General features: G+C 38.2%; 19 protein-coding genes. All 19 read left to right on the forward strand.

All coding sequences use genetic code 11. The features are described from left to right. The first annotated feature begins 28 nt into the window (after positions 1-28). On the forward strand, positions 29-595 hold the full coding sequence (locus tag QQS40_RS08330) for an HK97 family phage prohead protease (RefSeq protein ID WP_289902291.1): 567 nt from the start codon (positions 29-31) through the stop codon (positions 593-595). A 1-nt stretch (position 596) separates the two neighbouring features. Continuing rightward, positions 597-1,823 (forward strand): phage portal protein, encoded by a 1,227-nt coding sequence (locus tag QQS40_RS08335; RefSeq protein WP_289902290.1) that lies wholly within the window; start codon positions 597-599, stop codon positions 1,821-1,823. Next, positions 1,816-2,157 (forward strand): phage head closure protein, encoded by a 342-nt coding sequence (locus QQS40_RS08340; RefSeq protein ID WP_289902289.1) that lies wholly within the window; start codon positions 1,816-1,818, stop codon positions 2,155-2,157. The genes QQS40_RS08335 and QQS40_RS08340 overlap by 8 nt, the downstream gene beginning before the upstream one ends. Further along, positions 2,144-2,455, forward strand: coding sequence for a head-tail connector protein (locus tag QQS40_RS08345; protein WP_065285338.1), 312 nt, complete (start codon positions 2,144-2,146; stop codon positions 2,453-2,455). Before QQS40_RS08340 ends, QQS40_RS08345 begins: the two co-directional genes overlap by 14 nt. Positions 2,456-2,471: 16 nt before the next feature. Next, positions 2,472-2,828 (forward strand): HNH endonuclease signature motif containing protein, encoded by a 357-nt coding sequence (locus tag QQS40_RS08350; RefSeq protein ID WP_289902288.1) that lies wholly within the window; start codon positions 2,472-2,474, stop codon positions 2,826-2,828. Positions 2,829-2,936: 108 nt separating this feature from the next. After that, on the forward strand, positions 2,937-3,314 hold the full coding sequence (locus QQS40_RS08355) for a phage terminase small subunit P27 family (protein ID WP_197555701.1): 378 nt from the start codon (positions 2,937-2,939) through the stop codon (positions 3,312-3,314). A gap of 6 nt (positions 3,315-3,320) precedes the next feature. After that, complete coding sequence (locus tag QQS40_RS08360) at positions 3,321-4,988, forward strand: terminase large subunit (RefSeq protein WP_289902287.1); 1,668 nt, start codon at positions 3,321-3,323, stop codon at positions 4,986-4,988. Next, positions 4,985-5,272: a hypothetical protein gene (locus QQS40_RS08365; protein WP_289902286.1), complete on the forward strand. Its 288-nt coding sequence runs from the start codon at positions 4,985-4,987 to the stop codon at positions 5,270-5,272. Before QQS40_RS08360 ends, QQS40_RS08365 begins: the two co-directional genes overlap by 4 nt. A gap of 238 nt (positions 5,273-5,510) precedes the next feature. Continuing rightward, the gene (locus tag QQS40_RS08370; RefSeq protein ID WP_289902285.1) at positions 5,511-5,807 is read left to right on the forward strand and encodes a hypothetical protein; all 297 of its coding nucleotides are present in this window, start codon (positions 5,511-5,513) and stop codon (positions 5,805-5,807) included. Positions 5,808-5,902: 95 nt separating this feature from the next. After that, positions 5,903-6,088: a hypothetical protein gene (locus tag QQS40_RS08375; RefSeq protein WP_289902284.1), complete on the forward strand. Its 186-nt coding sequence runs from the start codon at positions 5,903-5,905 to the stop codon at positions 6,086-6,088. 95 nt (positions 6,089-6,183) lie between these two features. Then, positions 6,184-7,140: a SlyX protein gene (locus tag QQS40_RS08380; protein WP_289902283.1), complete on the forward strand. Its 957-nt coding sequence runs from the start codon at positions 6,184-6,186 to the stop codon at positions 7,138-7,140. Between the two features lie 143 nt (positions 7,141-7,283). Further along, positions 7,284-7,487: a helix-turn-helix transcriptional regulator gene (locus QQS40_RS08385; protein WP_289902282.1), complete on the forward strand. Its 204-nt coding sequence runs from the start codon at positions 7,284-7,286 to the stop codon at positions 7,485-7,487. A gap of 11 nt (positions 7,488-7,498) precedes the next feature. Beyond that, positions 7,499-7,810: a hypothetical protein gene (locus tag QQS40_RS08390; protein WP_289902281.1), complete on the forward strand. Its 312-nt coding sequence runs from the start codon at positions 7,499-7,501 to the stop codon at positions 7,808-7,810. A gap of 102 nt (positions 7,811-7,912) precedes the next feature. Then, positions 7,913-8,524 carry a host cell division inhibitor Icd-like protein gene (locus tag QQS40_RS08395; RefSeq protein WP_329506766.1) on the forward strand — a complete coding sequence of 204 codons (612 nt, stop codon included), beginning with the start codon at positions 7,913-7,915 and terminating at the stop codon, positions 8,522-8,524. Continuing rightward, positions 8,517-8,771 (forward strand): hypothetical protein, encoded by a 255-nt coding sequence (locus QQS40_RS08400; protein ID WP_289902279.1) that lies wholly within the window; start codon positions 8,517-8,519, stop codon positions 8,769-8,771. Before QQS40_RS08395 ends, QQS40_RS08400 begins: the two co-directional genes overlap by 8 nt. Then, positions 8,761-8,967 carry a hypothetical protein gene (locus QQS40_RS08405; RefSeq protein WP_289902278.1) on the forward strand — a complete coding sequence of 69 codons (207 nt, stop codon included), beginning with the start codon at positions 8,761-8,763 and terminating at the stop codon, positions 8,965-8,967. Before QQS40_RS08400 ends, QQS40_RS08405 begins: the two co-directional genes overlap by 11 nt. Continuing rightward, complete coding sequence (locus tag QQS40_RS08410; protein WP_289902277.1) at positions 8,954-9,457, forward strand: hypothetical protein; 504 nt, start codon at positions 8,954-8,956, stop codon at positions 9,455-9,457. The genes QQS40_RS08405 and QQS40_RS08410 overlap by 14 nt, the downstream gene beginning before the upstream one ends. Position 9,458: 1 nt before the next feature. Next, positions 9,459-9,902 (forward strand): hypothetical protein, encoded by a 444-nt coding sequence (locus QQS40_RS08415; protein WP_289902276.1) that lies wholly within the window; start codon positions 9,459-9,461, stop codon positions 9,900-9,902. Further along, complete coding sequence (locus QQS40_RS08420; protein WP_289902275.1) at positions 9,886-11,655, forward strand: DNA primase family protein; 1,770 nt, start codon at positions 9,886-9,888, stop codon at positions 11,653-11,655. The genes QQS40_RS08415 and QQS40_RS08420 overlap by 17 nt, the downstream gene beginning before the upstream one ends. The last annotated feature ends 146 nt before the right edge of the window (positions 11,656-11,801 follow it).

Consider the following 11,801-nt stretch of genomic DNA (forward strand, 5'->3'; position numbering starts at 1 on the left):
GCCCCTTTTTTTGCTTAATAGGTGAAATATGAATAAAGAATTTGAAATCCGCTCCGCAACACTTTCAGCCGATGAAGAAAATCAAAAGCTAATCGGTTATGCGGTGAAATGGAATAGCCCTTCACAAGTGCTTTGCTGTGATTTTGTGGAATCCTTTGCGCCTAAAGCTTTCAGTGACAGCCTAGCAAGTGGCGAAGATGTGCGCGCACTCTTTGAACATGACTACACCAAGTTACTAGGTCGAACAAGTGCGGGAACATTAAAGCTAGAAGAAGATTCAATCGGCTTACGCTTTGAACTAACTCCGCCCGATACAACAATCGGAAAAGATTTATTAGTTAGCGTTTCTCGCGGTGATATTACAGGGATGTCTTTCGGATTCAGAGCTATTGAAGAAGAATGGAAATTTGATGTAGAGCCTTACCAAAGAAACGTAATTAAAGCAGATCTCTTTGAGGTTACAGTAACAAGCGTTCCAGCCTATCCGGAAAGTAGTGTAGAAATCGCTAAGCGTTCGATGGTGGCCGCTAAAGAAAAAACGCAAGATAAATCTACCGCACTTTTAAGCAAGTGGGTTGATGTAATGGGGGCGTAATATGTGGAATCCTTTTAGACGAAAAGAGCAACGCAGCGAACCAATCACTATTGATGAATTCCTATCTTACATGGGCGTAAATAATACTGGCGCGGGTGAATATGTCAGCCCGCAAACGGCAGAGGCTCTACCAGCGGTTATGAACGCCGTAACAGTGATTGCCGAGGCAGTAGCATCTATGCCTTGTTATCTGTACGCACTGAAAGAAGATGGGCGAGAAAGAATCTACCGTCATCCGGTTGAATATCTTTTAAATGAAATGCCTAACCGAAATCAAACGCCTTACCAGTTTAAATATACGATGATGCGCCATTGTTTGCTAACTGGTAATGCTTATGCGGTGATTGAGTGGAATAACAAGGGCGAACCTGTAAGCCTTACACCTTACCAGCCGAGCGCAGTAAATATCTTCCGTAAAGTAACAGGCGAACATATTTACCAAGTAACGGACTTAAACGGAGTAACTAGAAACTATCTTCAAGATGAAATGTTACACCTACGCCATAGTTCCCTTGATGGATTTATGGGGCGTTCACCTGTGACAGTTTGCCGTGAAACTATCGGGCTAGGTTTAGCACAACAACGACACGGTGCAGCAATCATGAAAAACGGATTGATGGCAAGTGGACTAATTTCAACGGCTGAATGGTTAGACGATGCGAAAGCACAGAAAGCAGTGAAAGCCTTAGAGCGTTACAAAGGCGCGAAGAACGCGGGGAAAACACCAATCCTTGAAGGCTCAATGGAATACAAACAATTAGGCATGACAAACCAAGATGCCGAATGGTTACAAAGTCGAACCTTCACAATTTCCGATATAGCTCGAATCTACAATATAAGCCCGATTTTCCTACAAGATTATTCCAATAGTAGCTATGCGAATTTCAGTGAGGCCAGCAGAGCGTTCTTATCACAAACCTTACGCCCATGGCTGACTAACTTTGAACAACAGCTTAAAGATGCCTTAATGATTGACTTAACGAGCAGTAGCAAGAAACGGCACTTAATCGAGTTTGACACAAGCGACTTACTCCGCACCAGTCAAAACGAACGTTTCAATAGTTACGATGTGGCGATTAAAGCGGGCGTAATGTCACCTAACGAAGTACGCAGACGTGAAGGCTTGCCGCCTTATGCTGGCGGTGATGAATTTAGTCAAGCATGGAAACAAACCGTAGAAGTTAAACGCAATGATAGCGTAAACGAAAACGAGGTGAACGATGCCTAGAATGATTAGAGCCGGTAAATATAACAAGGCGATAAGTTTACAAAAACAAGTAAACGAAACTAATGATTATGGCGGATTTATAAGTAAGTGGAAAACCGTTGCGAATATACGCGCAGCAGTTGAACCGTTACAGGGTAGAGAGTTCTTTGCTAGCGCAAGCATAACCAATGAAAACATTGTGCGAATCCGTATTAGATACGGAACGAATGTGGATAACACAATGCGCGTGAAATACGGTAATCGCAACTTAGAAATAACCAGCATCATTGATAGCAAGGAATCACACAGGGAATTACAACTTATTTGTAAAGAGGTAAGCAATGGAAAAAACTGATTTAACGCTTGAAGAAATTAAGCAGCATTTAAACGTAGATCATGATTTAGATGATGACTTAATCGAAAGCTATAAGGTAGCAGCCTTTGAAGTATGCCAAAAGCATATAGGCAAAACCTTCGGTAATGAAGAAACAGAAAACACCGTTCCTTTTACCCCAGCTATAAAAGTGGGCTGCTTAATGTATATCGGGCATTTATACAGTAACCGAGAAATAACAACGGATGCCCCTCAAACGCTTATCCCCATGACTGTTAAATCTCTATGGGATGTTTACCGTGAGCCGTGCGCTTACTAAGAATTTAGTAATCGATATGCCTTATCAACCACTAAGACGATGCAGCTATCCTAACTGTAAAAACAAAGTAAAGTCCGGTAGATGCGAAGAACATAAGCCAAAAGACACAAGAGCAAGCAGTAGCGCGCGAGGATATGACCATAAGTGGAGCAAGTACCGCGCGCAATACTTACGCTTTCACCCGCTTTGTGTAATGTGTTTAGAGAAAGGAATCTACACACCCGCAACGGTGATAGATCATATAAAGCCAGTAGAGAATGGACAGGCAGACCCTCTATTCTGGGTTGAATCTAATCATCAAGCTTTATGCCGAAATTGTCACAGTTACAAAACACGAGTAATAGACCAACGCGGATATGGAGCGAAAAAATAATGATTAGATGGGTGGGGGCAGTTTAAAAAAGAAAGGCTCAAGCCGTCAGAACCGCCCCCCTATACAAATTTTTACGCAAGGCAATTTTTTTGAAAATAAGGAAATACAATGACAACAAAAAACAAGAAAAAAACGCATAATCCACCGAGTTTTTTAGATCCAATCGCTAAAGCAGTATGGAAAGAACGAATTCCACAACTTCTTGAACGTGGTGATATTCAAGATGCGGACTTAATTCACCTGGAATTATATTGCGTGAATTACTCTCTTTTCCGTGCTGCAGTTGAGGATATTCATAAAAACGGCTTTTCAATAGTAAATAGCCAAGGTACGCAATCAAGAAACCCCGCACTGTCAGCGAAAGCAGATGCTGAAAAAGTGATGGTGAAAATGTCCTCGCTTTTAGGCTTTGACCCAGTAAGTCGCAGAAAAAATCCGGTTGAAGTTGAAACTACAGATATGTTTGATCAAGTGCTTACAATGTAGGTGAAAATGGTGATTTGGCATGAGTATGCGGGAAAAGTTCAATCTGGAGAAATAGTAGCTTGTAAAAAAATAAAACAAGCTGTAGCACGCTATTTTAATGATTTAGCAAACCCCGCTTATTTCTTTGATGAAGGTGTGGTAAATAAGTTTTTGGCTTTCTCTAAATTATGCCCACACGTTAAAGGGCATTTGCGCGGTGAACCTATTATTCTTTCTGATTGGCAAGTGTTTCTATTTGCTAACCTATTAGGCTTTAAACGGAAAGATACTGGATTGAGAAAATATCGTTCTGCTTATGTTCAAGTGGCACGAAAAAATGCTAAATCGACAGTAGCGGCAGTACTGGCTAATTGGTTTTTATTGGTAGAAGGTGGGCAACAAGATATTTATACTGCAGCCGTAAGCCGAGATCAGGCGAGAATCGTATTTGATGATGCTCGTCAAATGTGCTTACTTTCAACTCCATTGAAAAAACGCCTTAACATTCAGCAACACAAGCTAATCAATCCAAAGAACAATAGCATTATGCGGCCGCTTGCCGCAAAATCTTCAACCATTGAAGGAACTAACCCTAGTTTAGCGATTGTTGATGAATATCACCTACACACGGACAACAGCGTATATAGTGCGTTAGAGCTAGGGCAAGGCGCACGCCCTGAAGGTTTACTCTTTGCTATTACAACAGCGGGAAGTAACGTTATTTCAGCCTGTAAACAGCATTATGATTATTGCGCTCAGATCCTTGAAGGAAATGAGCTGAATGAAAGCCTATTTGTGTTGATTTTTGAGTTAGACGAAGAAAGCGAAATCGACAATCAAGAGAACTGGATAAAAGCAAATCCGAATATAGGTAAATCCATTCCTTACCTTGATTTTGAGAACACTATCAAGAAGGCTAGGGGTATTCCGTCCGAATGGGTAGAAATGCTAACTAAGCGCTTTAATGTATGGTGTCAAGGCTCTACGCCGTGGCTAGGTGATGGAAACTGGGCGCAATGCGAACGGAAGTACACTGAAAGCGATTTACTTCATCAAGATTGCTATTTAGGGCTAGATTTATCAAGTACCAACGACTTAACAAGCCTTTGTTATACATTCCCACACGGAAACAAAGTTAGATTGTTTACACGGCACTACATTCCCGAATTCCAACTTAACAACGTGGCAAATAAAAACCGCGCAATGTATCGAAACTGGGTGCGCAGTGGTTGGCTAATTGCCACAGAGGGCGACTGTATCGACTACGATAAAATCAGAGATGATATTCTGAAAGATGCTGAACGTTTCAATATCAAAATGACAGGCTTTGACGTATGGAACGCAACCCATTTACGAACACAATTACAAGCGGCGGGGCTTGAAGTAGAGCCATTCCCGCAAACATACCAACGATTTAGCCCAGTGGCAAAAAGTGCGGAAGTTTTAATAAACAGACAGATGATAGAACACAACGGCGATCCGGTGCTTGCGTGGGCTTTATCAAATGTAGTTATGGAAACAGACGCGAACGCCAATATTAAACCGAACAAGAAGAAAGCCGCAAACAAGATAGACCCAGCAGTCGCCTTCCTGATGTCTTTCGGCACTTATCAACTTGAATACGGTGATTTAATTTTCGAACTATCAGACGAACACAAACAGGCACTAGAAGAATTTAACGGATTGGATATATGATTAGATGTAAAGAGGCAAAACAGAACTTACTAATAGCGGCAGTGAAACACTATAAGAAATCTACCGCACTTTTCACTTTTATTAGCTTATATGATGACAATGAACCTTATCCAATAGAAGAGGTTATTTATGTTTTAAAGTGTAAATGTAATGCAGCAAAACGTGAAATAGATAGCAGACAGAATAGCCCTAATATGGAAGTGTTAGAAACAATTTACCATATTGCGCACAAAAATCTTGAAGATATGAAGAGGGCCGAAAGAAGAATTGCGAAAAGAAGATAAAATAAATCCCTACGTTTCACAACGTGGGGATTTTTTATACGTGACTACATCGCACGAACATATTATCAAATTGCTAATTTTTAAAATTTTCCCTAAAAAAGGCTTTAGGGTACGTACTACAATTTTGTAGCGAAGTTATTATAATCTAAGCGTAAAAATAAGAAATAAACGTAGCTTACCGCATTTAAACTTTGATAAAATAGAACAATAAATAATCAAAATATTAAAAGGGGTTAATATGATTAAATCTGTCTTCGCTGCATTTGATTCCTTTGTGTTTTCTGCTTTAGATTTTTTACTCTTTTTAGCAATATGCCTTTTTGTAATCCTGTTAGGTTACTTTTTTTGGCCAATCTTAAAATTACCTATATTGATCGGTGCAATATTAGCTATTACATATTTTTGTTATCAACTTTATAAATTAAGAGCAGAACAAAAACGTATAGAACAAACGACAAAATTAGCTGAATGGTCTAAACAAGAGTTACAGCGCCCAATCATTCAACAACTTTTGAAAAAAACAATAAGAAAGTAAATCATTCATTCCCGGAACAATAATTAGTAGTAGCAATCGCAATAAAGAAACTATGCTAACTAATATCTCCGTGAGTATGAAAAATAAGGCCAGATATGGAAAATAAAGAGTATATACTTAGTTTTTTTGTAATAGATAGTATGGGAAATGAAGTAGATAGCGATACCATCTCTATAAATGCGGTAGATAAAACAGACGCTAGAACGAAAGCTGTAAAATTTCTGCAAAAAAATTATAAAGGCAATAGATGGGAAATTGAATCTATTACAATAGCTGAATAACCAAATAAAGCGCATCTAGGCTGATCCCCGAAAGCAAGAAACCTTATCTTGTTGGTGCGCTCCTACCAATAAGGACAAATGCGAAAGGGGCGTTTATGTCGAATCAAAAGTTCTTGCCTAAAAAGGCATATTCAATCACTGATGCGGTAAAATATATCTCATTAAACTACAATATTAATATTTCAGAATACGATTTATTAGAATATATTCAATCAGGTGATTTACAAGCTTCAATTCATCTTGAAGGGCGAATTAATAAGATAGATAGCGTAAATAAACGGGAAATTCCACATAATAAAACGCTAAATATTAGAAATGAAGAAATATTTTTACAATTTAGCCAAAGGGAAACAAAGCCAGAAATAGAACACAACGAAAACTTTGAAATTTACAGAATAAAACTAAATAATATTTATTTTAGTATTGATGTTATATTAAATGATGCCTACTACCTCCCTGACTACTTTTCTAAAAATGATGAAATAAAGCTTTATACCGGAGAACTAGACCGTTTTAGAAATCTTGTTTTTAATGGTTATTTTCCTCTCTCTAAGGAAGTATTCGAACCATACAATACCCTAGAGCTAATAGAGCGTGGTTATATAGAGGAATTCCCTGATATTTATGTAAACACCTTTTCTGGGCTTTATCTTCATTTGCCTATTTACGAAAACAGAACAGAGCTTTATTTAGATGATATTTATATTATTCACGAGGATATGATCTCATTTTTGAAATTATTTTCCGTAATTGATGAAAGTTATGAACAGCAAGAAGAAATTCAGAAACTTAAAAATCAAATTAGTGATAAAAATAAACAAATTGAAGAATTCCAAAAAAAGATAGGGGAAAGCAGTAGAGAAATTTCTGGAAAATCTGAAACTTCTTACTTAAATCTTATACAAGCCTTAAAAGAACTTTGTTTGTCTGAAAATAGCTTTGGTAACCAAGAAGAATTAATAGTTTATATTAGTGAACAATATCAAGGTTATACTGGATTAAGTGAAGCTAATTTACGAGATAAATTCAGCAAAGCAAATAAAATCAAATAACCCTTCAAGAGATCTATATAGATTCGTTTTGGATCTATATAGATTTTGCCACCCTAAAAAATCCTTTCTAATACCTCCCGTTCGAACAACTCAACGGAATAGAACGCTATTCCACATGGTTAAACTAACGTGAGGTATTTTTTATGGAACAATCTCAAATCCAATCACAAAAATTAATTCCTGGTAAAACCGTTTGCCGCATTGTTGGCTTCCAGCGCACAAAACTAAATTGTTTGGTTAAAGAAAAAAAATTTCCACAACCTATTCGGCTTTCACAAACCTTTGTTTTATGGGATGTAGAAGAAGTAAATCAATGGATTGAAGAGCAAAAAGCCGCACGGGCTTAAGGTGGTGGAAGATGGGTGAAATAAGAAAACCAACTCAATTTTTAAAAGTTCTTCATCGCTTAATAAATTCAAGTATTAGCGGAATTGATGGTTACGAAATGGGGATGACTTCCGCACGTAATTATATAAGTGAGCTAGAGCGAGAATATTTAAGCGAAAAATTAAAGCGTACAACAGAAAAGACCTCGGATGGAGCAGGTCAATATTACCGTTATGAAGTTGCAAATGCTAAACAATTAAAAGAAGTGGTTGCAATTTACAAAGCTAAAGGGGGCGAACTTTCAGCGGTTGAAGAAAAGCAAGCCTATTCACGGTTTGAATAGGAAAGAAAAACGCCGCAAGGCTATCCAATGCGGCGTTTAAACCTTCTAAAGGTAATTTTTATCAATATGTTAAGGTCATTTAAAAATATGGAAATAATCACCATGAATTTAAATCATAAATATTTTAATCAATATGAAATATTTTTCAAGTTGTTTTTGATTAAAATCGCTTTACAAACCACAGTTAATTTTGGCATCATGAACACGCAATCAGAAAAAGTGATTGCCAGCCGTGGAAAGCTGAACTATCTAACTTTGGCGAACGACAGCACGCCATTAGACCGTGCTTTTTTTGTTCGTAACATTCGCACACCAAAAGAATATGCGGATTTTGTTTTACATATAAATCCGATCATTCTCTCAATGGTAGAGCGTAATAAGCCGTCTATGACGGGCTGTCTTCCAAAGTTGGCAGTTTTCCACCTTGTTACGTTCTACCGCCCGACCGTGGAAAGTCTAGCAGTAGTTCCTGAAAATCTAACTTTGGAACTTACGCAAATGTATCAATTCATCTTCGCGGCTATTCGCCGTACTGATTTATCAAATCACCTTCAAAAAATCCGTATTACCGCTGATAGCGAACGCAACGCACGCGCTAAGCTTGCCCGTGAGTTCGTCTTAGTGCTTGCTGGAAGAATCAATCTTCAATCAGACCGCACTTTATCAGCAAATACTTTCCCTTCAATCTCTTTCGCGGAGGTGGCTCATGACTAACAAAACTCCTACACATTGCGCCATTCAGATGGCCAAAGTGGGCAAACTTCATAGTTCTATCCGCAGAGCGAAAGCAATTTTGGCATTAATTCGGAACGATGGGGCGGATATGGATTTAGAAGGCTTTTATACAAGCGAAGAAATTATCCGAGCCGCCTTATCTGCGATTGATGATTATTTAGAGCAAGCGGAGCAATCCTCAACAGTAGATTTTTATTTCACAAAAGGGGAAGAAAATGAGAACTAAAAAAATCAAATCATTTAAAGAGCCATACGTACCGACACCAGAGCAGTTAGAGAAAGCCTGTAAACGTATTAAACAATTATTAGCCTTCGCTGAAGATTATCTACACACAGGACACTATAAAGGACTAGCAGCATCGATCGAGCAAATTAAGAAAGCAGCAACAATTAGAAAGGCGGCAAGAAATGAAACCAAATAATCCTATGGAACAGCTAAAACAATGGAAAGCGGCAAGTGATAAAAATTTAGTAAGCAGTGGCGAAAAACGCCACCAGTTACAAAAAGCGCCACCGGTGGCGAAAAGTGCCACTGGTAATGAAGAACAGAAAGTTGAAAAAAGAAAAGGTAAGCTGTTTTTTAATCCATTGGCTTTGAAGTATTCCCAAATTTCACGTCAATTCCAACTAATACAGGATAGCAACAAACGATGTCTTGAAGTTTATCCAGGTGATTTTCATCACAAGATCAAGTTTCGTGATGAAATAGTGGATTTAATGAATAAATTGGCTGGTGGTGGAAATTTGCTTAACGCATTGGCCAAAGACGGCAATCTATCCCGAGAAGATACGGCCAAATTGAAATATTTCAATCAAGCTAATAAATATCTGCTCTATAAGTTTAGCGAGGTGGTGGAACAGATAGGCGCTTTAAACTCTGAACGAGCTGAACAACAAAAGGGGAGTAAGTAAGATGAATATGAATGAAAAATTAGACTACTCAAATTTAAGTGCGGTCGAATTGAAAGCGATTATGCTTTGCCAGATAAATTGTGAAAAGAAAGAGGGGGATGCTCTTTATTTACCTTTACCTTATCTGGGTGAAACAATCGTAACGTTAGCAGAAATTTTTGAAAGTTATCCGTCTGAAAAACTGTATGTGTTACGAAATCTACACGATGAACTGTTAGCGGCTAATAAACATTTATTACAACTAGCACCTAATCCGCCTTCACTTAATCCGGAAGAAATAGTCGCAAGTTTAACTAACGATGAAATTATTGATGGATTGCTGAAAAATAGCATAGTCATTTCTTTAGTTGAAACTCTTACATACTTCCAAAAAGTAGTCGCTGACCGCATCAATGATATTGAAAACGGAGTACTTAAAGGGGTGAACAATGGCTCGATTAATTAATGCTCCGCATCTTGCGGATCAACCGCATGAACCTTATTCCGATTTATTTGTGTTAGCTGGCTCTAAAGCATGGCAAGCATGGGGAAAAGGTAAAGGGGAAGAATGGCTTTTATTGTGTTCGTTGGTGGATGGTCTAGAAAGTAATCAGAAACCAGTTATTCTAGGTGAAAATCAACTTGATAATATTTCTTCAACACGTATAGCTAAGGAAGATCAGCAGTTAGTGAAGATTGCTCAATATGGCGAATTAAAACAGGAAGAAATTACCGCAATTTGTCAGAATTTAGCAAAAAACACTTCGGCTAGAGAAGTGAAACTCATTGATGCAGCCGCGCAATTAAAAGAGGATTTAAGCTCTTACATTCAACTCTTGCGAACCGATAAAAAGACCGCTGATTTAGCAACGCAATTAGCACTGCCTGAAAAAGTAAAAGAAAATGACGGAGTCAATAAGAAAGCGCGAGCTTTGACTAAGTCGTTAGAAATGGATTTGGCATTAAACCCAAGAAATCGGGAGCTTTATAACTATGACGGCATAGGCTGGCAAATGGTGGAGAAATATGAGTTCTTGGATAAAGTAGTTGCTTTCTTTGAAGAACAGGACTTTGGATATAGCGCACGTTCTATAGAAGGTACTATTGATACGATAAAAATTCAAGTTCCCAAAATGGGAGTACAGACACAAGAATTGATCGCTTTCAATAATGGAACTTTAAACCGCACTACGTTAGAGTTCTTGCCCCATTATAGGGAAAACTGGCTAACATCGTATATTCCGCATGAATATCTAAATTCAGCGCAAAATACGCCATATTTTGATAAATGGTTAGAGTTTGTAAGCGGTGGTAAAGAAAGCAAAAAGAACGCTATTCTAGCGGCTTTATACGCAGTTTTAACTAATCGCAACGACTGGCAATTATTCTTTGAAGTAACAGGTGATGGCGGTAGTGGTAAATCTGTTTTTGCTAATATTGCCACGTTATTAGCTGGTGAGCAGAACACAGAAAGCGGGCGGTTAGTAGATTTAGATGAACCACGCGGACGGGAAAGTTTTGTAGGTAAGACTTTGCTAATTTGCCCTGAACAATCGCGTTATGGTGGTGATGGTGGTGGATTGAAAAGTATCACAGGTGGTGATCCTGTAAATATTGACCCAAAACACCGCAGTAAATTTAAAGCGGTTATTCCCGCAGTAGTCTTAATCGTTAATAACGAGGCGACTAGATTTACAGAGCGTAGCGGTGGGATTGAGCGAAGAAGGGTAATCTTTCACTTTGACAAAGTAGTACCTGAAAACGAGCGAGACCCTAATTTCATGGATAAGATTGAGAGGGAAATAGGGGGTATAATTTACAAACTAATACATACCTTTGAACAGCCTGAAACCGCTAAGGCCGCTTTAAAAGAGCAACAAACAAGTGATGAGGCTTTAGAAATAAAAAGCGAATCTGACCATATCACCGAATTTTGCGGCTACTTTTATACTACGGCACAGAATGACGGTTTGTATATAGGAAATGCTAATCTAGGTGGTAAGGCAAGAACACACCTCTATCCGGCATACTTAGCATTTACGGCTGCAAGTGGAATTTCAAATACTCTTACTTTGAGAAACTTCTCAAATTCATTAAAGCAAGGATTTGCGCAGCATAAAAATAAATTTGAGTTCTTCAAAGTTAAAGGAAAATTTGGATATCGCTCCAATGTTCACTTCAAAAACTATGATGAGTTCCAAAGTGAGTTCGATTCATAAACTAGGAAAGAGGGGCAAAAGCCCCTTTTTTTATGCTTTTCTCTTAAAGGTGAACAATTAGGGTGAACAATAATGTTCACCTATTCACCCGTAACTATATGAAATAAAAGGTTAAATTGATAAGGTGAACAGGTGAACCAATTTTT

It is taken from the genome of Haemophilus parainfluenzae (assembly GCF_036288925.1).
Lineage (GTDB): Bacteria > Pseudomonadota > Gammaproteobacteria > Enterobacterales > Pasteurellaceae > Haemophilus_D.

Excerpts from the sequence above, each read along its gene's own strand:
- QQS40_RS08330 (WP_289902291.1), top strand. The coding sequence starts at position 29 with ATGAATAAAGAATTTGAAATCCGCTCCGCAACACTTTCAGCCGATGAA.
- QQS40_RS08335 (WP_289902290.1), top strand. The coding sequence starts at position 597 with ATGTGGAATCCTTTTAGACGAAAAGAGCAACGCAGCGAACCAATCACT.
- QQS40_RS08340 (WP_289902289.1), top strand. The coding sequence starts at position 1,816 with ATGCCTAGAATGATTAGAGCCGGTAAATATAACAAGGCGATAAGTTTA.
- QQS40_RS08345 (WP_065285338.1), top strand. The coding sequence starts at position 2,144 with ATGGAAAAAACTGATTTAACGCTTGAAGAAATTAAGCAGCATTTAAAC.
- QQS40_RS08350 (WP_289902288.1), top strand. The coding sequence starts at position 2,472 with ATGCCTTATCAACCACTAAGACGATGCAGCTATCCTAACTGTAAAAAC.
- QQS40_RS08355 (WP_197555701.1), top strand. The coding sequence starts at position 2,937 with ATGACAACAAAAAACAAGAAAAAAACGCATAATCCACCGAGTTTTTTA.
- QQS40_RS08360 (WP_289902287.1), top strand. The coding sequence starts at position 3,321 with ATGGTGATTTGGCATGAGTATGCGGGAAAAGTTCAATCTGGAGAAATA.
- QQS40_RS08365 (WP_289902286.1), top strand. The coding sequence starts at position 4,985 with ATGATTAGATGTAAAGAGGCAAAACAGAACTTACTAATAGCGGCAGTG.
- QQS40_RS08370 (WP_289902285.1), top strand. The coding sequence starts at position 5,511 with ATGATTAAATCTGTCTTCGCTGCATTTGATTCCTTTGTGTTTTCTGCT.
- QQS40_RS08375 (WP_289902284.1), top strand. The coding sequence starts at position 5,903 with ATGGAAAATAAAGAGTATATACTTAGTTTTTTTGTAATAGATAGTATG.
- QQS40_RS08380 (WP_289902283.1), top strand. The coding sequence starts at position 6,184 with ATGTCGAATCAAAAGTTCTTGCCTAAAAAGGCATATTCAATCACTGAT.
- QQS40_RS08385 (WP_289902282.1), top strand. The coding sequence starts at position 7,284 with ATGGAACAATCTCAAATCCAATCACAAAAATTAATTCCTGGTAAAACC.
- QQS40_RS08390 (WP_289902281.1), top strand. The coding sequence starts at position 7,499 with ATGGGTGAAATAAGAAAACCAACTCAATTTTTAAAAGTTCTTCATCGC.
- QQS40_RS08395 (WP_329506766.1), top strand. The coding sequence starts at position 7,913 with ATGAATTTAAATCATAAATATTTTAATCAATATGAAATATTTTTCAAG.
- QQS40_RS08400 (WP_289902279.1), top strand. The coding sequence starts at position 8,517 with ATGACTAACAAAACTCCTACACATTGCGCCATTCAGATGGCCAAAGTG.
- QQS40_RS08405 (WP_289902278.1), top strand. The coding sequence starts at position 8,761 with ATGAGAACTAAAAAAATCAAATCATTTAAAGAGCCATACGTACCGACA.
- QQS40_RS08410 (WP_289902277.1), top strand. The coding sequence starts at position 8,954 with ATGAAACCAAATAATCCTATGGAACAGCTAAAACAATGGAAAGCGGCA.
- QQS40_RS08415 (WP_289902276.1), top strand. The coding sequence starts at position 9,459 with ATGAATATGAATGAAAAATTAGACTACTCAAATTTAAGTGCGGTCGAA.
- QQS40_RS08420 (WP_289902275.1), top strand. The coding sequence starts at position 9,886 with ATGGCTCGATTAATTAATGCTCCGCATCTTGCGGATCAACCGCATGAA.